The sequence below is a fragment of the Paenibacillus wynnii genome (assembly GCF_030812855.1).
GTDB classification, from domain to species: Bacteria; Bacillota; Bacilli; order Paenibacillales; family Paenibacillaceae; genus Paenibacillus_AQ; species Paenibacillus_AQ wynnii_A.
The window spans coordinates 1-23,710 of the sequence record NZ_JAUSTK010000005.1 but is presented as its reverse complement, the minus strand read 5'-3'; the positions used below and the strand labels follow the sequence as shown (position 1 = coordinate 23,710).

The window sequence follows — 23,710 nt, the reverse complement described above, 5'->3', positions numbered from 1 at the left end:
CATCCCTGCGAAAGAGGTTAGTCGTTCATGATTTTGCAACTTATAACCAGTTTTATCGCCGCTGCTACGTTCTGCATTCTGTTCAATGCTCCTAAGCGCGCACTGCTACAATGCGGAATTGCCGGTATGGTGGGATGGATGGTTTATCTACAGCTGGATCAGGAGTGGGAAGCCGTCATCGCCACTTTCGGCGCTACGGTCGTTGTGGGTGTTATCAGCCAAATTTTTGCCCGTTCTTTCAAAATGCCTGTCATCATTTTCAGTGTTGGCGGCATTATTCCACTTGTACCGGGCGGTATGGCTTATGACGCTATGCGGAAGTTCGTGGAGAACGATAATACCCAAGCTGTACAAATTGCCACGCAGGCTTTATTACTCTCCGGGGCTATCGCTACAGGTCTTGTACTGAGTGAAGTGCTCGGACAAATGTTTCGCCGAAAAAACAAATAAAGGCTCCCCTAAATAAGGAGTCCTTCACAAAAAATGTCCGCCCACACAAGGATGTAGTCCTTATGCCAGGCGGGCATTTTTTTAAGCCAGTATACTGTTGATGCTGTTATTCTTAATCCAGGATAAGGCTAACGTACCTTCTCCCGCATGGATACCTGCGACAGGAACAAAGGTCATAATCTCTGTGCGTAAAGTTGGAGCCATATCCTTGATTTCTTCTTCCAGCTTCAAGGCTTCTTCCATATTGTTAGCATGCATAATGCACACATCTTTAATGAGTTCCAGATCCTTTTTCAGAATCTCCAGCAGTCTTTGCTTGGTCTTCTTGAACGTCCGGATTTTCTCATCCACAATAACCTTACCTTCGTCAAAACGCAGCAGCAGATTGATGCGCAGCAATTGGCCCAATACCAGCTGAGAGCCGGACAATCGTCCACCGCGGTGAAGATGCGTCAAGCTGGAAGGGATTAAGTAAAAGGACATATTTTGAATAATATTCTCAATCTTCTCTTTGATTTCATTCACGGAAAAGCCCATGTTATGCCAATGAATTCCCCGCATAATCATTTCCCGGATCGGATAAGCTCCAACCTTGGAATCAATTCCAACGATAGAAGTTTCGGCGATCTCAGCAGCCTGTAAAGAGGTGCTAAATGTACCGCTAAGCTCTGATGAGCAGTGTACAGCGATAATTTCTTCGTATTCACCCTTTAACTGCTCGTACAATTCGATGAACTCACCAATTGGCGGCTGAGAACTGCTCACTTTTTCGTGCTCACGCATTTTATCATAGAACTGTTCAGGGGTAATTTCTATATTTTCTTTGTAGCTCTCATCGTTAACAATTAGACGCAACGGCACAATGTACACGTGGTTATTCCTGGCAAATTCGGGATCAAGTGTACTGGTGCTATCCGTTACCCAAGCGATAGGTTTCATAGAGTCACTTCTCTCTTTCGTGAGGAAAATAGTTGGATGAATCTTATAAAGTATACCTGAAAACCAGCGTCAATACACGGAAAACACGGACTTCTTACGAACTTTTTTCGACATTTTACCGGTTTATATATGACAAATATACCTATGAAACAGGGGGCGTTTTATGTTATGGAACTCGTGTTTCCAATGATTTTTTGGTAACTGGCGATGTCCAGTCTTCTGCCGAACTTGCTGCCAATTTCCTTAAAGTAGGCACTTTGTTCATACCCATTTCTCTGAAACAGCTGACGGCTTCGTTCATTCTCCGAACATACGGTAGCCACCAGGACATGAAATTCAAGTTCGGCAGCTTTCTTTTCGATAAAATGCAGGGCACTCTCCCCTATACCTCTACCCGTACAGCCCGGTTTCAAATACACACTGATTTCACCAGAAGTATCGTAGGCTTGTTTGTTCTTGTGGCGAGTAATAAGCACATAACCCAGCATCTCACCGCCTTGCAGGACGGCGAACGATTTGAACCTTGGATCTCCATTCAGCATAGCTTGCCGCATCTCAGTTAAGCTAAGGGGCTCCGTGTGAAAAGAAACCGTAGTGTTCAGCACATAATAGTTATAAATATCGAGCACTTCCGGCAGATGTTCTTCCTCAATTTCGGCAAATGAAAGTGTTGTTACGGTTATATCGCTCATTCTTAATCCCCCTTGAAGTGTTTCCAATTCCCTATGTATTTTCGTTATTATAGCGTAAAGATTTCAACGGGGGCAAAGCTCATTTCATCTATTGACAAAAATATTTATTTGTGTTATAATATAAAATTTTGCTATTGAAATAAATTATTGAATTCAGTATGATATGCATTGTCTCAAGACTACCGCCATAACGGAGGGATCTAATGCATATTGCCAAAGGAATAGAAATGTTGGAACTAACGGTACAGGTCATGGGCGGAAGTGACACCCTATATCCTACCCTGTTCTGGGATGAGAATTCAGCGGTGTTGGTGGATACCGGCTACCCCGGTCTGCTGGGAAAATTTAAGGAGGCTTTTAGAGAGGCTAACGTACCTTGGTCTAAGCTGCGCACTATTATCATCACCCATCAGGATTTGGACCATATCGGAAGCCTGCCCTCTATCCTGACAGAAGGCCCTTCGGAGCTTGCGGTTCTGGCACATGAAATCGAGCAGCCTTATATTCAAGGTGACAAAATGCTGCTAAAGCATACACCGGAGGCTCTGGCTGCTGCTGAAGCCATGATTCCAGCACATGTACCTGAGGAATGGCGACGGGCGTTTCTATCCTTGCTCGCAAACCCACCCAAAGGAAGAGTGGATAACACCATTGGGAACAGGGATAGACTGCCCTATGCAGGTGGAATAACAGTCATTCATACGCCTGGCCATAGCCCGGGCCATCTTAGCCTGTACCATCATGAGAGCCAGACACTTATAGCCGGTGATGCATTAACTGTCCTGGACGGTGAGTTGTATGGACCTGACCCAAGAGCTACCCCAAATCTGAAAGAAGCCCTAATTTCATTGACCCATTTCAGCGAATATGAGATTAAGACAGTCATTTGCTATCACGGCGGCCTGTACCAAGGAGATATACAGAAACGAATTACCGAACTGACCTCAGAGGGGAATACAGAAGGTTAATATATTAAAAAGAGGCAAAGCCGCAAACCGACTCTGCCTCTCTTGATCTTATTCAGGATTCACGAAGTCAGGAAATCCTGGTGTATCGATTACTTTCAGCGTCTTCGCTTCATCCACATATAAGCTTCCGGCTCCGCCAACTACAATCAGTCTCGTGCCGGGTAGATTTCTTAGCGCTTCAACAAGGATATTTCCGGCATCCACATGCAGATGTTCCTCCCCCATCGGAGCGGCAAAAGCATTTACTTCAACGTCAAAACCCTTCAAATCTTCAGACGTTAAAGCAAACACATCTTTCTCAACCACATTGGCTTTTGGGTTAGTAACCTTAGATGAAGACCGTACGATCGCTGTTACCTCATGACCTCTATCCAACGCTTCCTTAACGATACGACTTCCCGCTTTCCCACTGGCACCAATAACTGCAATTTCCATCCCCTGTACCCTCCTAATTTTTATAGCGAGTGCTTAACTATATAAATTGCACTAAAGATTTACTCCTTGGGAATTGGGAATGTAGTAGTAACTATGGAGTATGTTAGGCTTTGAGTTTCCAACCGTGAGTGGCCTTACGAAGATGTTTAGGAGTTCATATAGGACCAAGCGGTGAGAACCACTCACAGATTTGTTTGTTCTCTAGTAACTGATAATTACAAGTTTGTTTTAGAACCCGTTTGCTACGAGGACTCTGTACCTGTCATAAATAAAGTTTAGAGGGAAAGCTTCCCTGTAAATCATAAATAAAACCGTTTAATCAACATATAGAGGGAAAAAATCCCTATAAATTCAATAAAATTATCTATATTGTACTAAAACCTGATATTAGAGGGGAAGATTCCCTCTAAATAACACCAAAGGGTTTGAATCCTTAAATTAGTAGGAAAAATTCCTTCTAAATAAGCTGAATAGGCTGAAGAAAAAAATCAAAGAGCGAGAAGGAACGAAAGGTAATATGAAAACCATAGGAGCGGTAGCAAGCGCCTTGTATCCAAAATTAACGTTACTACGTTTATGAGAAGCATCAATACGAACCTGTTGGAAGTTAATGATGGGCTTTCAGTCTATATAGTAATTTAATTCCAATGTTCCACGGATCTCTAAGAACCGGCACGCCGTCCAATTCATCCACTGTATACCCAGCCTTGCGGACTCGTTCCACTACAGCTGAACGTTCTTCATCGCTTGGCAGCAGCAAGGTGAAATAATCAATCCCCGCCGCATCTACCGGGGCTGCAGGTGCACCTTGACCGGCCCAAATATTAAGACCGATATGGTGATGATATCCTCCGGCCGAAATGAACATTGCCGCGTCTCCATAATAAGCAGTCAGTTCAAAGCCGAGCAAATCAACATAGAAATTCTTGGCTTTGCCCAGATCTCCTACGTGAAAATGAACATGCCCAATCACGGTTCCCGCAGGCAAACCACTCCATGTGAGATCTTCGGAAGCTGCCAACAGCCCATCCACATCGACCGGATCCGTACTCATGACAACATGCCCTTCAGCGTCGTGTCTCCAGGAATCCCTTGGACGGTCACGATAAATCTCAATCCCGTTATTATCCGGATCCTGAATGTACAGCGCTTCACTCACCAGATGATCACCTTGGCCTACATGAATCCCCGAAGAGATCAAATTACGCAATACCAGCCCTAGACTAGGACGATCCGGAACAAGAATAGCAAAATGATATAATCCGGCTACCGAATTCCTGCGCAGCACCTTCGCATTCTCAATTTCCCGCAGAATCAATAGAACATTCTGTCCATCCGCAGTCATCTCGACCTCCCGGCCCTTCTGCCGCAAAACCTTCAGCCCTACGACATTTTGATAAAAATCCAGTGAACGCTCCAATTCGCTGACTCTAATCTGCACTAGACCAATCTCGACATCCTGGTGCAGCGTTGTAGTTGTTCCACTCATACATAAATCCTCCCTTAATCTTCTTTGAACATCCTAAAGATAGATAATCAGTATTGTTCACTGTTAATAAATTAAACATTAAACTTGTAATCATTCCAGTTACACACTTACTTTCTTAAGTATAGCTGGTTTCATTATGTTTGTAAAGAACGAAATGGTTTTTGTGACAAATGTTATATTATGTTACATAAAAGGCTAAAATACAGGCGATATTTGATTAAAACTTAATTATTTAGAATTTTTACGTTATGTTTATTGACACAAACTAAAAAGCTATTTATAGTAACAGTTAAGATTCATTAGCTCGACGACACAATGATGTGTCCTCCGCGAGCCCGAGGTTCAAAACTTAATAAAAGTCAGTTACGATGACGTAGCTGCATAGGCAATGAGGCCGATTCACTTAATTCGCATATTATGCGGGTTCTGTTAGTCGGCCTTTTTTCGCCCAGAGATGAAATAAGATAAGAATGGAGGATTTACAGAGATTATTGAAGTATTTCATGAAAAGAATTAGGCAGTTCAACTATTAAAGGGGGTTTTTGTAATGGAAGCAAAAAGTTTTCGTAAAGCAGGTCACTCTCCAAGTTTGTTGTCAGCCTTTCTGTACTTTGATGTAAGCTTTATGATTTGGGTGCTTTGTGGGTCCTTATCCCTTTTCATTACTAAGGATTTTGGTTTGTCAGATACTCAGAAAGCAACGATGGTTGCCATTCCTATCCTGGGTGGATCCGTATTTCGGATACCGATGGGGATCTTGGCAGATCGTATCGGTGCTAAAAAGGCAGGACTTATTGGGATGATCCTTACCATTCTCCCTCTGCTCTGGGGCTGGTTAGGCGGAACGAACTTGCTCCAAATTCAATCCATTGGATTTTTACTCGGTTTTGCCGGTGCGAGCTTTGCCGTCTCGCTTTCCTTAGCCAGCCGCTGGTACCCTCCTCAATATCAAGGTCTGGCGATGGGGATTGCCGGAGCAGGAAATAGCGGTACTGCACTCGCTACCTTTTTCGGACCTCAATTAGCAGAAGCTTATGGATGGCACAATGTGTTTGGTCTCGCCATTATCCCTTTGGTCATCGTACTTATCGTCTATGCCATCCTCGCTAAGGATGCTCCTAATGCGCCTGCACCTAAAACTATGAAGGATTACCTCAGTGTGTTTAAATTTGCAGAAACCTGGTGGTTCTCCATTTTCTACGCAATTACCTTCGGCGGTTTTGTTGGATTTGCCAGCTACTTCAGCATTTTCTTCTATGATGTGTACGGGGATAACGTAAACCCTGGGGGTATTACCAAGGTACAGGTAGGTTACTTGGTGACCATAACAGTCATCGCAGGCAGCTTCTTTAGACCTGTAGGCGGTTGGATTGCAGATAAAATCGGCGGAATGCGCTTCTTGGGTATTTTGTACAGTGTGATTACAATAAGTGCGTTTGCGATTGCTACGATGCCTAGTTCTTTCCTGGTTATGCTTATTTATACAAGTGTTATGATGGCTTGCCTGGGGATGGGTAACGGATCGGTGTTCCAAATTGTTCCTCAACGTTTTTCCAAGGAAATCGGCGTTGTAACTGGAATCGTGGGTGCTGCCGGCGGCTTGGGAGGATATTTACTTCCTAAATATATACTGGGTCCTTTAAAAGAATCGACAGGCTCACATGTAACTGGGTTTCTAGTTGTGGGTAGCATTGTTCTAGTAACCACACTTATCTTCATTGCGGTTACTCGCTCATGGAAAAAGTCCTGGGCCTCAACGGAATCGGGAATTAATTTCTAAAAATACTTAATCGGTGCTTGAGCACTACCAAGGCGGTGCATCCACATGACAACAAAAAAAGTAAAAAGTGTCTGTCCCTATTGTGGTGTTGGCTGCGGGATTGTGCTCGAGGTGTCCGATAATCGCGTAGTTAAAGTCACCGGGGATAAAGAGCATCCTGCCAATTTCGGAAGACTGTGCACCAAAGGGAGCAGCTGCGCTGAAGCCATCACGGAATCAGGGCGAATGGAATACGCGTACAGACGCAACGCTCGCGGGCAGAAGCCGATAAAAGTCGGGATTGATGAAACCATCTCCGAAACTGCCCAAAGACTACGGGCCATTCTAGATAAGCACGGCCCGGATGCACTGTCTTTTTATGTATCCGGTCAAATGTCTCTCGAAGCACAATATCTGATCAACAAGCTGGCCAAGGGCTACGTTCGTACGAACAACATCGAATCCAATTCAAGGTTATGCATGGCAAGTGCGGGCACCGGATACAAGCTTTCTCTTGGATCTGATGGCCCTCCGGGTTCCTATCAGGATATTGAAAAGACGAATTTGTTTTTTGTTATCGGGGCAAATATGGCTGACTGTCATCCAATCCTGTTCCTTCGGGTTATGGATCGGCTTAAAGCCGGTGCCAAGATGATCGTCGTGGACCCGCGCCGTAATACTACCGCAGATAAGGCCTCACTCTATTTGCAGATCAAGCCAGGTACAGATCTAGCCCTGCTGAATGGCATCTTGCATTTATTAGTTAAGAACGGTCATACGGACCCGGATTTTATTGCCCAATTCACTTCAGGTTGGGAGAACATGGCTGCCTTGCTGGAGGATTACACTCCAGATAAGGTGGCTGAAATCACCGGCCTTGCTGAGGCCGATATTCGTCAGGCAGCACTATGGATCGGCGAGTCTCCAGAGTGGATGTCTTGCTGGACCATGGGGCTGAACCAAAGCACTCACGGCACTTGGCATACCAATGCCATCTGCAACCTACATCTGGCTACAGGGAAAATATGCCGCCCAGGAAGCGGCCCCTTCTCACTCACAGGTCAACCCAATGCCATGGGGGGCAGAGAGATGGGCTATATGGGGCCCGGCTTACCCGGACAACGTTCCGTATTGGTTGAAGCCGATCGTAGATTTATAGAAGATCTATGGAGTGTACCTCAAGGTACTCTCAGGACTGAAGTGGGGTCCGGCACTATTTCCATGTTCGAAAGTATGCAAGCCGGAGATATCAAAGCCTGCTGGATTATTTGCACAAACCCGGTTGCCACCGTACCCAATCGTAAAAACGTCATCGCAGGTTTACAGAAAGCTGAACTGGTCATAACGCAGGATGCATTCTTCGAAACAGAAACAAATTCGTATGCCGATATTATGCTGCCCGGAGCATTATGGTCTGAAAGTGAAGGGGTTATGATTAACTCCGAACGCAATCTAACCTTAGCGCAGAAAGCAGTCGAGCCACCTGGAGAAACCTTGCCTGACTGGCAGATTATCGCTCGTGTTGCCTGCGAAATGGGCTTCTCCTCTGGATTTTCCTACGCCTCCTCGGCCGAAGTCTATCTGGAAATTCAGCAGGCTTGGAATCCTAAGAGCGGCTATGACATCCGGGGAGCTTCCTACGAACGATTACGTGAAGCGCCTATTCAATGGCCTTGTGCTCCGGGCAGTCCTAATCAAAATCCGATCCGTTATTTGAATAATGGATTCAGCCAAACCCTTAGAGTAGATGTAGATGGCAGCAGTCCGCGAATCGTTTTCCCCACAGAAAGTGGAAAGGGAATGTTCTGGGCACGCCCCTATTTACCTCCTCATGAAATGCCGGACAACGAATATCCTTTGGTGCTGAACACAGGTCGTTTACAGCATCAATGGCACACGATGACCAAAACAGGAAAGATTCCAAAGCTTAATAAGTTGAACCCGGGCCCTTTCATCGAGATCCATGCCGAAGATGCAGCAGCGCTTGGCATACTGAACCAGGATCCTGTGGAAATTAGATCTCGGCGAGGTCTGGCGATCCTGCCGGCGGTTGTTACCGACCGAGTACGCCCCGGAAATTGCTTTGCACCTTTCCATTGGAATGATGTATTTGGTAACCATCTGGCCATAAATGACGTTACGAGCGATGCGATCGATCCGATATCCTTTCAGCCCGAATTCAAATTCTGCTCCGTCTCTATTGTCAGAGCTGAAGTTAATAAAGTTGCAGTCCCTATTCCCGCTGTTGAAGCTGCTATCAAACAAAAGGAGGTCGTGCACATGGCGCAAATGGATACGCTCGCCAGCATACTTGGAATTGAATCCTATCCCCCACTGACTTTGAATGATCATGAAAAAATATACGTTTCCGGACTCATAACCAGTCTGCGCACCAAGGAATCGCTGCAATCACCCGGCATTCCGGTCCTGCCTCCTACCGCCCCCCTTGAACCCGCCAAGCGAATTTGGCTGGATGGCTTGTTAGCAGGATTATTTTCCCGCACTTATCTTCCTGAACCTGTTGCATCGGAAATAACCACTGTGTCTACGCAAATTAAGAAAACAGCAAAAACACCGGTCACCATTGTTTGGGCCTCACAAACCGGCAATGCGGAAGATGCAGCCCAAGACTGTGCCCATAAGCTGCGGTCCGCAGGGCATGATACCCGACTTGTAAATATGAATGAGTATCCACTAACTGACCTTTCTCAAGAACGCTTTGTTCTATTCGTGACGAGCACATTTGGCGCTGGGGATCCTCCAGATAACGGTGAATACTTTTGGCGCTCTTTAAATACAGATCATGCCCCCGGTTTGTCGAATCTGCATTATGCAGTACTCGCCTTCGGCGATTCCAACTTTGATCAATTTTGCGGGTTTGGGCGAAATCTGGATACACGTCTGGAACAGCTTGGTGCACAGCGGTTCTATGATTGTGTCGATTGCGATACGGATTTCGAGGAGCAGGTGGAATCGTGGATTATGGCTATTGAAACGGCATTAGACGAGTCCGCAAGCCAACCGGTGGCGGTGAAAGCACTCGATCCTATAAAGTCCACAGAAGAAGCTGAAATCTCAAAAAAAAACGGTTATGACCGTGATCATCCGCTCCACACACAAATTCTGACCAACCGACTTCTTAGCAGAGACAATTCGGAGAAAGAAACACGCCATTATGTATTTAATCTCAAGGACACCGATTTACAATTTGAAGCCGGTGATGCACTGGGGGTCTGGCCGTCCAACTGCCCGGAGCTCATTGATGAGCTTTTAACTGCCACTCAATTACAGCCTTCCGTTACGGTTACGCTAAAAGAGCATGGAGAAACGCCTTTATATGAGGCGATGCTCCGGCATTTGGACATTACCCGTATAACACCAGCGATGCTCCAGTTCATTCAAGAGCATACAAACAGCAGTTTATTAGGTGATCTTCTCAAGAAAGAAAATAAAAACCAGTTGCAGAAATGGCTATGGGGACGGCAATTAATTGATTTACTTCAAGAGTTCCCTGTATCGGCCAGTGCACAGGACTTCATAACAATGCTCAAGCCTATGCAGCCCCGACTGTATTCTATTTCATCGAGTCCCAACGCGAATCCAGATGAGGTTCACGTAACCGTGTCGACTGTACGCTATGAATATAACGGTAAAATACGCAAGGGTGTATGCTCCACGTTCCTTGCAGATCAAGCGATGCATCATACCGAAATTCCTATCTTTATTCAGAGATCCGCCCATTTCCGCCCACCGGCAAATCCGGATGTACCGATGATTATGGTCGGGCCGGGTACCGGTGTCGGGCCTTTCCGAGGTTTCTTGCAAGAACGCCAAGCCATAAGCGCCAAGGGCCGGAACTGGTTAATATTCGGAGAGCAGCGGGAGGATAGCGATTTCTACTTCAAGGAGGAGTTAGACGCCATACAGAAGGACGGCTATCTTCATCGCCTGGACACCGCCTTTTCACGGGATCAGGACGAGAAAATCTATGTTCAGCACCGCATGCTTGAGCATGGAGCGGAACTGTGGTCATGGCTCGCAGAAGGTGCCCACTTCTATGTATGTGGAGATGCCAATAGAATGGCCAAAGAGGTCGATACCGCACTTAAAAAAGTCATTCAAGTGCATGGTGGAATGAACGCGGATGAGGCGGAAGGATACGTAAGAGAGATGTCTCAATCGAAGAGATATTCACGGGATGTCTATTAACTTGAGGGAATTTCATTCACGATCTGCTCAAGGGTAACCTCGTGAAGAACATGCTCCATGGCTTTCTGCGCCAGTGAGAATACAGGTAGAATAGCTCCGGCAATATTCTTACCCACCGGACATGACGGATTGGGGTGCTCATGAACAGAGAACAAGGAATCCTCTTCTACGGCATGAACTGCCTTATAAATCTGGAGAAGAGTAATCTCGGCTGAACTGCGCGCAAGCTTGGCTCCTGCCACTCCAGGGCGAACATTAACCAGACCTGCTTCCTTCAGCATGCCCGTAATACGTCTGATCACGACGGGATTTGTATTTACACTGCCGGCAATCCATTCGGAGGTACTTTTGCCTTCTTTATTTTGATCCAGAAGCGTTAAGATATGGATAGCAACCGCAAACCGAGTGCTGATGTTCATAGGAATCTCTCCTTATTTTCTTAGAGCAAGCTCATTACATTGAGGATCTCAGCAACCTGAGGGCCATACTTTTTACTAAGCCGCGCTTTACCGAGATTACTCTTCACAATCTTGATGACTCGAGCATCCCTGCTCTGAGCAAATTTGCGCAGCATGGCAAAACCCGCCACCGGTTCACTCGCAACAAATACACTTAGACTATACTCCAACCCTTTGGACAGTACGCGAAAATGCTCTGGATCACCCTTCACTCCGGCATTGGCGGCTAGTCGATCCATCATTTCTGTCGCCAAGTTTAGGCAATACAAGGCATTGTCTTGAACCTTAAGTAACGGTGGATGGGCTAATGCTGCAACAAAGGCTCGCTGTTCGAGCTGAGTCGCTCCCGGTCCCCAGCGATCCCACAGTTGGCACAGGAGAGTAAAATCATATTCCCCGATACTCTGCATTCCCATCGCAGCTGCCTCGCGCATTCGCCATCTGGAATCATTCATTGCCGATTTCAAAATTCCCCGAATAACACTCTGCCGTTCCTCCTCCGCATACCCATAATAAGCGCCGGAGGCTCTAACTGCACAGAAAGTCAGAAACACACGAGGATCGTTCGTATCTACCTCTTCCTCTGATGAGTTTACCCAAAAGTGGAGCAGCTCCCAGGCTGTATCTGTTAGGTCCAATTTGCCACAGCATTTCGTAAAACTGTCCGACAACTCCAGATTGGCCCTCGGTCCAGGCAGATGGCTTTCTTTTAGCATATAATCAGTAAGCTGAGCTCTCTCTGCGATGTCGTTTATCCATTGTTCCAACGGCACTGTCACATTCTTTTGCGGAGTCATGCTTGGTTCCCCCTAGATTAGTTTCAATCCTCAGTTACACTAGTCAGAATAACTGGCGCACCCTTCGTAACGATAATTGTATGCTCAAACTGCGCTACCCGGCTGTTATCCGATACACTGAGTGTCCATCCGTCCGACTGCTGCTGCACATAATCTTCCCCGGTAGATAAGAAAGGTTCAATTGTAATCACTTGACCCTCCTTCAATACAGTGGTTTCACGTGAATTATAATAGGGCAGGATTTCAAACGGCTTCTCGTGCAATGATTTGCCAATTCCATGGCTGCACAGGTTCCGCACAATGTTATAGCCTCTTTTACGGGCTTCCCGTTCCATCACTCTGCCGATCTCGTTGACCTTCATCCCTGCTCTAAGATGGTTAATTACGCTCATCATAGTTTCTTCGGTATTACGGCACAGGTGCAGAATCTTATCATCGTAGGGCGGAAGCTGAAATGACTCCCCTGCATCCCCAAAGTATCCATTTAGTTCAGCAGATACATCAATATTAATCAGATCTCCAGCTGCAATGACTCTTGATCCCGGAATTCCATGGGCTACCTCTTCATTAACACTGATGCAGGTGCTTCCCGGGAAATCGTACGTTTTCTTGGGAGCGGATATTGCGCCGAATTGCTCCAATATCTTTGCCCCAAACTGATCGAGCTCCGCAGTAGTCATACCTGGCGCTGCTTTCTTCTTCATCTCGTCAATCGTATAGCCTACCACTTTCCCTATGACTTGAAGACCTGCTAAATCTATGGGTGTATTGCAAATCATAAACTCACTTCCCTCTCATTACTATGTAGTTCAATATCGTATCGGATGTTACAGCCAATCAATACAGTAGTTCCCTTAACTTATCTGAGTATTTCACCGGAATGGAATAGCCTTGGCTACTATGTTCAGGAGAAACAAGTAATCCCCTATACCCTTTGTCTTTTCTTAACGTAAGATAATAATCCTCTGCTTTGCCATTCTTGTAGATAACCTTCATATTAAATTCAATACCGTAATCAAGCTCGCCATTCATCTTCTTGCTCTTATTCATGGCTGCAGCAACTATTTTGATAGACGCCTTATCTGTGAGAGTTCTGGTCTCAAAGGGGGCCTCTAGCTTCTCAGGATTAAGGGCATGATAAATTAATAAAATCTCTGACACCTTATTTGCATTAATATATTCAATACCGTTCTGACATCCGCTTAATGCTAGGATACAGAGGATAAGAATAAATAAAACGGATTTTCTGATGATGATAACCACCTCCGAATACATATCAACCCTGTAATTATAACAGCACCGGGAAGCTTAATAAATCTAATGTGCGTAATTAAGAAGCTAAAGCTTATGGTTCAAAACTAAAATCAATCGATGATCATTTGTGAAGCAAGCCGCTACGGGTCGGAGGGTTCTAGCGATCGCTGCCGTTTCTCCAGAATCCCTCCGACCCTCCGCTCTGTTCGATTATAAAACTCTGATTTTAAGAGTGAGGCGAACTCATTACTTTATATTATAAAAAGACTGAACCGTCTACCAGAGCACGATTCAGTCTTCCCTAATTATATATAAAAAATATATTATATTGATTGTACTTAAGATTTACTCCTTGGAAATGTGGTAGATTGTTCTCTAGTAAACGATAAATACAAGTTTGTTTTAGATCCAGTTTGCTGCTAGGACTCTGTCCCTGTGAAAAAATAAAGTTTAGAGGGAAAGTTTCCCCATAAATTCAACAAAGTTATCTATATTGGGTAGCGTCAAGAAGTTTGTGTAAGAAAGTAGAAGTATCTCCCCAGTTATCCGCGACAATTACGGCAATTCGTCTACCTACATGGGTTTCAATTTACATAGTTGCACAACGTACACTTATATTTCTCCCTTAACACACTTTAGGGTGTTTAATTGCACTTTATACACTTATTTTTTGGTATTCCGGGGTTTAACCGGCATATTCGTGTTTTTAATTGCACAAAGTACATCTATCCATACATCCGAGCGCCAAAAGCTAGAAATAAGTGTGTAAAATACATCTATTTCACGGACTACCTCCGAGTTTTCGGTAGCGTCAAGAAGTTTGTGTAAGAGATTAGGAAGTAATTTTCCCGGGAGTTTGTTAGTAGGTGTGGATACTCTTTGGGGCGGGGGAACCCCGCCCCAAAGAGTAAGGGAATCAGGCTGTTTCCTCCCGCCCTTCCTGTACCGGGTATCGCGCTTCAAACATCTCGTTTAGTTTCTTCTTGACCTCTAGATCACCAAAGCTGCGAATAACTCGTTCCGCAAAACGTTCGTTGTAGAACTCTCTTGGCCGCCCACATAGAAGCCAAGGATTTGACGGTGTCCGTCTTCGTCGATACCCATGGCAAAATAAACGACTTCACCGCTACCGTACTACGCTTGAGTTTCACGTACAAACCATCTAGGTAGATCACTGAGTAACGTTTTTGTAAGGGACGCATTTGCCACTGCTGGATATCCTCCAGCACAGTAGCAGTGATGTTGCTGACGGTAGAGGGGGAATAGTGGCTGCCAAACATACTTTCAATAAAACGGGCCACATCTCGCGTACCTATCCCGCTTTTGTACATCTGAATGACGGCCTTCTCCAGCCAGCCGTCTCGCCGCTGGTACGGCTCAAACATGTGAGTTTGAAAGTCCCCGTTACGATCTCGAGGCACCTGAAGCTCCTCCAGATTTCCGTACTTGGTGTGCAGACTGCGTTTGTAATAACCGTTACGGCTATTACGCTCACCGGCTTGTTCGTTTCCATGAAGTGCTGACGTTTATGAGAAGCATCAAGGTCTATTTAGCTGATTACGCCAACGGCTCTCAGCCAAGCATCAGCAATCAGGGCATGGCCTGCCGGAGACGGATGAACACCGTCTGGTGCCCAATAGGAGGACTCCGCTTTGACAGAAGCCGCAGCAAACAATCCGTCAAGCGGAACAAGCACTGCACCATACTCACGTGCCAGTTCGCGCACGATATGTATTTTAGGATCCAGATCCGTACGCCATCCTTTGCGATCCTCAGGCACGGGAAGAACAAACGGTTCAATAAGAACCAGCTTGGCATCGAGAGTTTCCCGTGTGCGCTCAATCAAATCCCGATAGGTGGCTTCGAACTGCTCCGCCGTAGTTTCCTCCCCGGAATCCATGCGGCGCCAGGTATCGTTAATTCCAATATATATGGATACCCACGTCGGTTTCAAATCCAGACAATCCTTATCCCAGCGCTCTTGCAGATCCACCGCACGATTGCCGCCGATACCGCGGTTAATAAAAGTAAGATTCTTCTCAGGATACATATGCCCCATACGCGCGGCAACCATTAGTGCATAACCTACACCCAGGGAGGAAGCGTCTTCATAATTACGTCCCCAATCCGTAATACTGTCTCCTTGAAATAATACAACGTCATTTGGCTTAAAAGTCATACATGGAGTCCTCCTCAATATTCTCTTGGAAATAACCCATCTATTATATCAAAGTTACCTCCAACATCGCATTGTCCCTTATTGTGCAAATTTATTTAATTTCCTTTCCAACTTCAGTATCGGATCGATATAGACACTTGCCTCATTGTTATGAACACATCTGAAATATAGACTGCGCATGCAATTTTTCGTATTCACCCGTGTGATATACTGTCTCCGACTCCGCGGCCAGCTGCAGCAATCTCCCAACTGACCTATCCACTCTACCATTATCGGGTGCGGCAGTAGTTGAAGGAATAGAATCGTATCCACAATACTGGCAATTCGTTCATCCTCTTCGTCACTGAACATATACCATCCGTTATATAGCATTCCTTTAACAACTGCCAGAACCTCCAGCTGAACAGCCGGATCGCTCTCTTTACATTTCACTAATTCTTCAAGTGCATCCGCTCCATGCGCCGCACCATGTGCCCAACCTCCTTCAGTCAAATAGCCCCGTAGATCTTTTTCCTCTTGATAGTATCGGAGCAAGGAGTTCTTCACATGACTAAATTCCGTTTGAACTAAAAAAGGTTGCAGAATGTGCCGTTGTAAAATTAAAGTAACCACAAGCACAGTAAACGTCCTAGTAAATACAGTTGAGTCTCCCTCACTGCCGATATGGTAAAACAGATGCTGCTCATCAAGCAGAACAGAAAGAATGGAACGAAGCTCCACCTCACTAAACTGCTGTTGTTCAATGATCCATTTGTAGAAGGTCGGATAAATAAGCTCGTCACGTAATTCGGACTGTGGATCCCCGATATATTGCAACATCAAATTCACATAATCCCACATGATTTCACCTTCGTTCAGGTGATAATTATTCGCTTCTATTCTTTGCAAATCAATCAACAATCGTCCTCTAGAGACTATCAAGTTACTCTCCCCTTTAATAATCTATATCACTTCTTTAGTTTAAATAATTTTACTTTATTTGCCATGTAATAATTCCCAATTATCTATCCTTCTAAAAAATAAAACATACATTAATGCTTTCGACTTACTCTGCAAACAGTATAAATTTTATCATTGACGTTCTAATATAACTGTGTTATCTTGAGTTAGTAACTAAATGTAAGTTTATTTATTAAGTTCACTTATTGATTATTATTAACCACAAAAATAAACCTGGAGGTCATTAGTATGAGTACTTTTACAGATCTAGTTCAATCCCGCAGATCCGCTAATAATTTTGTGGAGGGCATCAAGATCCCACTTAGTGAGCTGGAAGAAATGTTCTCACAAGCACGGCTAGCACCCTCGGCATATAATCTTCAACATACCCATTATAAAGTCATCGCTGACGAGAATTTAAAAGAAGAGATTCGGAACGGAGCTTACGGCCAATATAAAATCCATTCAGCCTCTGCGGTCATTGTAGTACTCGGGGATAAGTATGCTTATCTGCAAGCGCCTGAAATATATGGTGGACTTAAGATGCTCGGAGCCATGACAGAGGAGCAATATGATCAAACCATCGAATCCATTAACAACGCCTACATAGGAAATGACACCTTCCAGCGTGAAGATGCCATCCGTAATGCTTCCCTCTCTGCCATGCAGTTCATGCTCATTGCTAAGGATAAAGGCTGGGATACTTGCCCGATGATCGGCTTCGATCCGGAAGCCATCAAGGCGACTCTACAGTTGCCTGAGAATCTTGTTCCTATCATGCTTATCACCATCGGCAAAGATAACCAACATAAGATCAGACCCCGCGGATACCGCAAGCCTGTGAATGAATTCGTAGAATTTATAGGGGTATAAGAAGTAAAAGAACACAAAGAAGCTGTCCGGCGCATATGCCGGACAGCTTCTTTTACATTTTAAAGGGAGGTTTGTTCGTTCCCTGGTTTCACTACAGTTTTACTTATACCCTTTTGAACCGCCACAGTACACTTTGGAAGTCCCCGTGAAGATTCGGGAGCGGAAGTCCGGCATACATCAAGTGATCTCCACCGTAGACGCCTCCTCCTTCAACCCACTCATAATCAGCTTCCGGATCGAGACCCTTAAGACGCAAATAATGCAATGGATCGTTGGGCTCCGCCAGTACCCGGGCATACACGACTACGGCTTCCGACTTATCTTCTGAGACAATTAGCCAAGAGGTTTCATTGCCTTCAAATGGACTAAGAAGTCGATATTGATCACCGAATTGAACAAGGCTACGGAGTTCTTTATATAGAGCTACCTGTCCGCGTACGATTTCTTTATCCTCTTCCGAGAACTTCGTTAAGTCCAACTCATACCCGAAATTTCCGGACATTGCGATATGGCCCCGCAGCTCAAGGGAAGTATTACGATGAACCTGATGGTTCGGTATAGCCGATACATGACTGCCCATGGAGCTTAGCGGATAAACAATACTTGTACCATACTGAATTTTCAGTCGGCTGATTGCATCCGTATTATCACTTGTCCACGTTTGCGGCATATAATACAGCATGCCCGGATCAAAACGGCCCCCGCCTCCCGAACAGCTCTCGAATAACACATTAGGGAATTCAGAAGTGATGCGTTCAAGCACACCGTAGAGACCTAAAATATAACGATGAGCTGTCTCCCGTTGTCTTTCTGAAGGCAACAATGCCGAACCAATCTCCGTCATATTCCGGTTCATATCCCATTTCACATAAGTGATCGGTGCGCTGCGCAGAACATCGGCAATACGATCCCCAATAGCCTGACATACATCCTCACGCGAGAAGTCAAGAACAAGCTGCATCCGGCCTACCGTTCTGCGGCGGTTAGGGACATGCAAGCACCAATCGGGGTGCTGGCGGTACAGCTCACTATCCGGTGAAATCATCTCAGGCTCGAACCAAAGACCGAACTGCATGTCCAGGTTGTTCACCCGCCGTGCCAAATCATCCAATCCGTCCGGCAGTTTCTTAGGGTCCACGAACCAGTCACCCAGTGAAGTTTTGTCATCATCCCTGTGACCAAACCAGCCATCGTCGAGAACAAATAACTCCAAGCCAAGCTCACTGCCGGCCCGGGCAATACCCTCAATTTTTTCAGCGTTAAAGTCAAAATAAGTCGCTTCCCAGTTGTTAACCAAGACTGGACGAGTCTGATCACGGAAGGTGCCGCGGCATAGGCGGGTACGATACAATTTATGATAGGTTCTGGACATAGAGCCGATTCCGTCAGACGAGAATACCAGTACGGCTTCTGGAGTCTGGAATGACTGTCCCGCTTCAAGCAGCCAGTTGAAATCAAATGGGTTAATTCCGATCGACAGACGGGCAGTTTGATACGGTTCCACCTCTACTTGCGCGGAGAAATTGCCGCTATATACAAGACTTACCCCGTATACATCACCATGATCTTCATCTGCACCTTTAGAGAGAAGTGCTACAAACGGATTATGTCCATGACTGCTAGCCCCTCTGCGGCTTTCAACTCCCTGCATTCCTGAAGCCAGTGCTCTTCTTTCCATATATCTTTCCCGTGCCCACGAGCCCGACAAATGAAGCAAATCGTAGTTAGAATCACGGAAATCGATGCTCATACTAAGACCACGTAGCAACTTCAGGGAGTCCGTTCCTTCATTCACAAATCGAACAGAACGAGTGATTGCATTCAATTCATTAAACACAGTATAGGATAAAATAATACGCATCCCTGCCGTAGCATCGAACAGCTCCAACTCCAGCGTCTCTGCTTCATCCTCATGCTCAGCATAAGTAGAAGGAAGTCCTTCAAGCGTTGGTTTCCCTTTGTATATGCGGTGCTTATCGTAAATAGCTTCAGAGGCAGTAGTTCCGTTCTCGGCTTGGATCTGATAGGCGGGGTGACGGAAATCTCCAACGCCGTAAGCAGGATATTCCTGCGGTATAGTATCATAGGAGATCGTCATATCTTCCGGAAAAGGACTTGGAGAAAATGAGCATCTTTCTGCCCGTTGCAGGATGGAGGACAGTCCTCCTGATCGGATTTTTCTACCCCAATATACATGTACTGGTATTCCGACATGGAGAAGCTGAATAACATAGCTGGTTTCTTTACTTTGTAGATGAAAGATACGTTCCTTAGAGTTATATTGAATTCCCATGATACCCTCCGCTTTCTATCATTCTGCAATTTTCCATACAAATTTCATTATATAATGAAATCGCTTCATTTTCACTCCAACAATTTCACTAAAAATCCCACATTATTTAACATACTGCAAAATAGCAATAGCTGCCCGTTCCCTACGCTCAACGTCATCACTGTGCAGAGCCTTCTTCAGAACCTCTAGTGCTTCAGCGATAGTCTTATCATCTACATACACTGATGTCCTGGAAACCGGCGGACTCTCCAAGAGGTTTGAACTCCATTTATTTAATTGCGCACTGGCTATTGGATGCTGAAATTGAGTTATCATCTCCGGCTGAGCCAGAAGCTCCTGCACCTCTATATTTAGTTCAGCACGCGGAATTCGGGTTAACCAAGTCACACCCCTGCGATGACACAGACCATTAGCCGGCGTGTCTGACAAATCATCATAGAAATAATCCCCAAGATCGCCCAAATGAGCCGTATCTTCATCCGCAACCAATATATAATCCCCATCCTGCATTAAATGTACAAAAAGTTTAACTGTCTCTAGCTGGCCCTTCAGAACTTTGTCCTTAGACCCGTAGGCTGTCACTAATCTTTCCATCACTTCCGCTTCATCAACGTTCTCCAAATTTCCTACTCCACGAAGTTCTATGCTAACAAAGTTATCATCGAGAAACTTCGAGATATACCCAACACCATAAGGATCAGCTTTCATTTGATACAGGTTCAACTGTGTTCCTCCATCTCTCGTAATCAAGTAATAGGTTACCGCTAGTTATACGCTATCATCTTGCTTTATGTAGTCGATAAAATGCTTATAATACCCTGTGGATCGTTCATTTACAAATTGACCGTCATTATCGGGATCTTCTAATAATTTATGCAGAGCTGGGCCGCCAGTGTAAGGCTCAACTACGCAGGAGCGAATCTTTGTCGCTTGAATGGCTTTGTGAGGACATGAATAGATACAACGCATGCACCAAATGCATTCTTGTCCAAAGGAGAGCCCTTCTTTACCTTCTGCAATATTAGATGTAGGACAGTCTCTAACACATTTCAGACATAGTGTACAAGAGGATGTAGTCTTCAATCCTTTTGCAAAAGCCTTGCCTCCATGGGTGTCTTCAAAGTAATATACCATCTTAAGAGCTTTCTCAAGAACTGGATGGATCCGTAATACTCTTGGCGTTCGACTCAGGACTTCCTCTGCTAAGATTTCCACCTTATGCAGCGCTGTCTCGTAGAGCTGTTTATTCAACCGATCATCATACTTCATAAAAAAATTGCAGGGCATCGCAAAGATGGAATTATGAAAGGTATCATATCCTTTATTTCGCAAGCTCCGAATGACCGTGTTCGAAGCACCATGATTAACGTAGTGCGGGGAGGAGGCAGTCTTGAACACAAAAGTAGGTGTCCCGCCGCTATCAGGTAATTGCTCTACAAAACGTTCGACAATACCGGAGGCACCGAATCCAAGGACAGGATGACCTATTCCGATAAGACCGTATGCTTCATAGTCTTCAGATTGCTGACCCTTAAGAATGTTCTCAATTCTAAACAGATCCGGCCTTTGATCCTTTCGTTCTAATGCATCCGCTATGCGTTTGGCAATGATCTCCGTATTACCTGTACCCGAGAAATAAAAGATAGCTGCTTTCCGATTCTGCATTCTATCCCCTCCGCAAGTGTTTTCTATATTAAGCATTATATCCATTGATAATCTTGGCCTGCTGTGAGATTGTTTTTTATGAAAAACAAAGAAATCCGAAGATATAAAGCGCTTACAAAAGGAATGGGCCGAAAACTTCTCCAAATTTGAACTATTTGCGTTTTTACTATTTCGGGCATTCGGGTTATAGTTTAACTATCAACTCAAGGATAAATACTCTACTAGAAGGAAAGCTTGTCGAAGGTACAATTTATTCGGTAAGTAATCTTTAGTAGCAGAAGTCCTAGAGATTGATACTATATCTTTTATCCTAACGGTAAAGATTTCAATTCATCTTTCTAACGAAATGGTATGAGCTTCTTAAAGCTTAAATGATGAATAATCAACCCAATCGTAAAAAGAAGATGAAACGACGAAATTTATCGGATAGGATAGGCAGCAGTTTTGCCACCTCGGACGATTTCTATCGAAAGAGTGCTAAGGATAGGATAAGGAGTCTGAGAAGAACATGGGTATAGTGATTACAGCGTAAACCCCTACTATTGATGAGGTTATCAATAATAGGGGTTTTACGTGTGCCCTCCTATTTTCATATCAAGCCCCCGAATGATCTGCTGCATTCATCCTTCTAATTCTCAACATGTGATTGGCTCCCTTTTGAAATTCATAAGGAACCTTTATTTCTTCAGCAGTCCACCCCTGACTAACCATATACTCAATTAAAGGGTCTAAATGTTCATATCTCTGACTGGATAAATTCACTAAAGGAAAAATGCGAATTTCTTCCTTCGTTACACGCATCAGTTCCTGAAGGGTTTGCATATGAAAATCATAATCCAAACGATCCCCGTACATAAATAAGAAATGCGCCGATAGCGTCAATTCGAATTCTTGATCACGGAATGGCAGCTCAGGCAGTACTGCTGGAATATAGCGGTTTGAAACAGACGTTCGATCCTGTGTGCTGTCCGTTAGTGCTTCTATTCTTACCTTTCGTAAGCCGTCAATCGACTTAAAATACTCCCATACAAAGTTATCCTGCACCTTATCCAACTGATGCATAGCATGTTCTATATCCTGTAAGCCCTTTTGGGCCAGCTTCGCCGGAGTATGGTAATAAGCAATGTCAACCGCGGTTACGTCAGCGCCCAGAGTATTGGCCTTAGCTGTGAATGAACAGGCACCCGCCGGACAATCGAGTATTCTTCGTCCTGCCAATTCTTCCGGCAACAGATCAAACATCCGCATATATTCATCAAAAGTTCTTCCAATGAACACGATCCGGTCTAAATCCAACTTAGGCTCTTCACCACTCATAAGATCTCACCTCTCTTAAGTTCCTGTCTCATCTGAGATTTTACAAAGCATACCATATCTTTACTCTTCAGGAACAGGGTACAGATTCTATACATCAAAAATATGAAAGACCCTTACGAGAATGCTTCGGAAGGGTCTTTCTCTAAAAATATTGTAAGTATAATTACACGGAGATTAACTTAGTCTTTTTATAACAATTGAAGCATTTACGTTTGCCTGGGTTCCTCCAGCCAAAGACTGTAGGGTAACCGCTGCAGACGAGCTATGGTTCCGCAAGGTCAGCACATCCCCGGATGCCAGGGCAATTATAGCCTGCCCCGTATTTTGTTGAGTACCAGCTCCTGAACCATATATCGTTCCAGCTACAAGTGCCCCATTCAAAAATAATGCGAATTGGTTAGGTTCTACTCCCGATACTGAAAAATTAAGCTCATAAATACCCGCATCGGTAACCATTAATTCAGTAGTGCCCGGTGCATGTGTTATTCCAGGTGTAAGAATACCGTTCGTATCAAAAATCACATCAGCCTCAATGGGAACTACTCGGGATGCCAAGTTATAAATGTACCCAAACTGGGATAATCCACCTGCTGCTCCAGTTGCTCCGGCAGCACCTGTGGCACCTGCGGGTCCTGAAGATCCAGTAGCCCCGCTAGGTCCTGCTACACCCGCTGGTCCTGCTACTCCTGCTGGACCTGCAGGACCTGGAGGGCCTGCAATCCCACCGGGTCCGACGACTCCCGCGGGACCTGCAGGACCTGCGGGTCCTATGGCGCCAGCAGGTCCGTTAGGTCCCGCCGGACCTACAGGACCTGGAGGGCCTGCAATCCCACCGGGTCCGATGACTCCCGCGGGACCTGCAGGACCTGGAGGGCCTGCAATCCCACCGGGTCCGACGGCTCCCGCGGGACCTGCAGGACCTGCGGGTCCTATGGCGCCAGCAGGTCCGTTAGGTCCCGCCGGACCTACAGGACCTGGAGGGCCTGCGATCCCA

Annotated in this window: 19 protein-coding genes and 2 pseudogenes; 5 read left to right on the top strand and 16 right to left on the bottom strand. The window is 45.2% G+C overall.

Annotation, left to right across the window (positions count from 1 at the left end; genetic code table 11):
* The first annotated feature begins 27 nt into the window (after positions 1-27).
* Positions 28-450, top strand: a complete 423-nt coding sequence (locus J2T20_RS06755) for a threonine/serine exporter family protein (RefSeq protein ID WP_307586819.1) — start codon at positions 28-30, stop codon at positions 448-450.
* An 81-nt stretch (positions 451-531) separates the two neighbouring features.
* Here the strand turns inward: J2T20_RS06755 and J2T20_RS06750 are convergent, their stop codons facing one another.
* Both J2T20_RS06750 and J2T20_RS06745 read right to left on the bottom strand, forming a co-directional pair.
* Positions 532-1,389 carry a DegV family protein gene (locus J2T20_RS06750; protein WP_307586818.1) on the bottom strand — a complete coding sequence of 286 codons (858 nt, stop codon included), beginning with the start codon at positions 1,387-1,389 and terminating at the stop codon, positions 532-534.
* 161 nt (positions 1,390-1,550) lie between these two features.
* On the bottom strand, positions 1,551-2,081 hold the full coding sequence (locus tag J2T20_RS06745) for a GNAT family N-acetyltransferase (protein ID WP_307586816.1): 531 nt from the start codon (positions 2,079-2,081) through the stop codon (positions 1,551-1,553).
* A 203-nt stretch (positions 2,082-2,284) separates the two neighbouring features.
* Here J2T20_RS06745 and J2T20_RS06740 point away from each other — a divergent pair, with 203 nt between their 5' ends.
* On the top strand, positions 2,285-3,049 hold the full coding sequence (locus J2T20_RS06740) for an MBL fold metallo-hydrolase (protein ID WP_307586814.1): 765 nt from the start codon (positions 2,285-2,287) through the stop codon (positions 3,047-3,049).
* Between the two features lie 69 nt (positions 3,050-3,118).
* Here the strand turns inward: J2T20_RS06740 and J2T20_RS06735 are convergent.
* A pseudogene (locus tag J2T20_RS06735) lies at positions 3,119-3,484 on the bottom strand (NAD(P)-dependent oxidoreductase); the annotation flags it as partial.
* Positions 3,485-4,091: 607 nt separating this feature from the next.
* The gene (locus tag J2T20_RS06730; protein ID WP_307586812.1) at positions 4,092-4,973 is read right to left on the bottom strand and encodes a VOC family protein; all 882 of its coding nucleotides are present in this window, start codon (positions 4,971-4,973) and stop codon (positions 4,092-4,094) included.
* Positions 4,974-5,520: 547 nt separating this feature from the next.
* On the opposite strand from J2T20_RS06730, the gene J2T20_RS06725 reads away from it, so the two are divergent.
* Both J2T20_RS06725 and J2T20_RS06720 read left to right on the top strand, forming a co-directional pair.
* Complete coding sequence (locus J2T20_RS06725; protein ID WP_307586810.1) at positions 5,521-6,753, top strand: nitrate/nitrite transporter; 1,233 nt, start codon at positions 5,521-5,523, stop codon at positions 6,751-6,753.
* Between the two features lie 45 nt (positions 6,754-6,798).
* Positions 6,799-10,941, top strand: coding sequence for a bifunctional nitrate reductase/sulfite reductase flavoprotein subunit alpha (locus J2T20_RS06720; RefSeq protein WP_307586808.1), 4,143 nt, complete (start codon positions 6,799-6,801; stop codon positions 10,939-10,941).
* On the opposite strand, the gene J2T20_RS06715 is transcribed toward J2T20_RS06720, so the two are convergent.
* The 7 genes and pseudogenes from J2T20_RS06715 to J2T20_RS06685 all read right to left on the bottom strand — a co-directional run bounded on the left by J2T20_RS06715 (position 10,938) and on the right by J2T20_RS06685 (position 16,526).
* Entirely contained in the window at positions 10,938-11,360 is a 423-nt protein-coding gene (locus tag J2T20_RS06715) for an Rrf2 family transcriptional regulator (protein ID WP_307586806.1), read from the bottom strand. The genes J2T20_RS06720 and J2T20_RS06715 overlap by 4 nt on opposite strands.
* A 20-nt stretch (positions 11,361-11,380) precedes the next feature.
* A complete protein-coding gene (locus J2T20_RS06710) occupies positions 11,381-12,196 on the bottom strand; it encodes a hypothetical protein (protein ID WP_307586804.1) in 816 nt (271 codons plus the stop codon).
* Between the two features lie 23 nt (positions 12,197-12,219).
* Positions 12,220-12,975: a type I methionyl aminopeptidase gene (map, locus tag J2T20_RS06705; protein ID WP_307586802.1), complete on the bottom strand. Its 756-nt coding sequence runs from the start codon at positions 12,973-12,975 to the stop codon at positions 12,220-12,222.
* 58 nt (positions 12,976-13,033) lie between these two features.
* Positions 13,034-13,471 (bottom strand): hypothetical protein, encoded by a 438-nt coding sequence (locus tag J2T20_RS06700; protein ID WP_307586801.1) that lies wholly within the window; start codon positions 13,469-13,471, stop codon positions 13,034-13,036.
* A 1,017-nt stretch (positions 13,472-14,488) separates the two neighbouring features.
* Positions 14,489-14,949: pseudogene (locus J2T20_RS06695) on the bottom strand (IS256 family transposase); the annotation flags it as partial.
* 50 nt (positions 14,950-14,999) lie between these two features.
* A complete protein-coding gene (locus J2T20_RS06690) occupies positions 15,000-15,629 on the bottom strand; it encodes an SGNH/GDSL hydrolase family protein (RefSeq protein WP_307586800.1) in 630 nt (209 codons plus the stop codon).
* A 78-nt stretch (positions 15,630-15,707) separates the two neighbouring features.
* Complete coding sequence (locus tag J2T20_RS06685) at positions 15,708-16,526, bottom strand: DUF2785 domain-containing protein (protein ID WP_373457769.1); 819 nt, start codon at positions 16,524-16,526, stop codon at positions 15,708-15,710.
* 291 nt (positions 16,527-16,817) lie between these two features.
* Here J2T20_RS06685 and J2T20_RS06680 point away from each other — a divergent pair, with 291 nt between their 5' ends.
* Positions 16,818-17,441 carry a nitroreductase family protein gene (locus J2T20_RS06680; protein WP_307586796.1) on the top strand — a complete coding sequence of 208 codons (624 nt, stop codon included), beginning with the start codon at positions 16,818-16,820 and terminating at the stop codon, positions 17,439-17,441.
* 103 nt (positions 17,442-17,544) lie between these two features.
* Here J2T20_RS06680 and J2T20_RS06675 read toward each other — a convergent pair whose 3' ends face one another.
* The 5 genes from J2T20_RS06675 to J2T20_RS06655 form a co-directional block, all read right to left on the bottom strand.
* Complete coding sequence (locus J2T20_RS06675) at positions 17,545-19,734, bottom strand: alpha-galactosidase (RefSeq protein WP_307586794.1); 2,190 nt, start codon at positions 19,732-19,734, stop codon at positions 17,545-17,547.
* Between the two features lie 102 nt (positions 19,735-19,836).
* Positions 19,837-20,457 (bottom strand): hypothetical protein, encoded by a 621-nt coding sequence (locus tag J2T20_RS06670; RefSeq protein WP_307586792.1) that lies wholly within the window; start codon positions 20,455-20,457, stop codon positions 19,837-19,839.
* Between the two features lie 45 nt (positions 20,458-20,502).
* On the bottom strand, positions 20,503-21,399 hold the full coding sequence (locus J2T20_RS06665; protein ID WP_307586791.1) for an EFR1 family ferrodoxin: 897 nt from the start codon (positions 21,397-21,399) through the stop codon (positions 20,503-20,505).
* 594 nt (positions 21,400-21,993) lie between these two features.
* Positions 21,994-22,716 carry an SAM-dependent methyltransferase gene (locus J2T20_RS06660; RefSeq protein ID WP_307586790.1) on the bottom strand — a complete coding sequence of 241 codons (723 nt, stop codon included), beginning with the start codon at positions 22,714-22,716 and terminating at the stop codon, positions 21,994-21,996.
* A 174-nt stretch (positions 22,717-22,890) separates the two neighbouring features.
* A partial coding sequence (locus J2T20_RS06655) for a BclA C-terminal domain-containing protein (RefSeq protein WP_307586788.1) occupies positions 22,891-23,710 on the bottom strand: 820 nt, incomplete at its 5' end.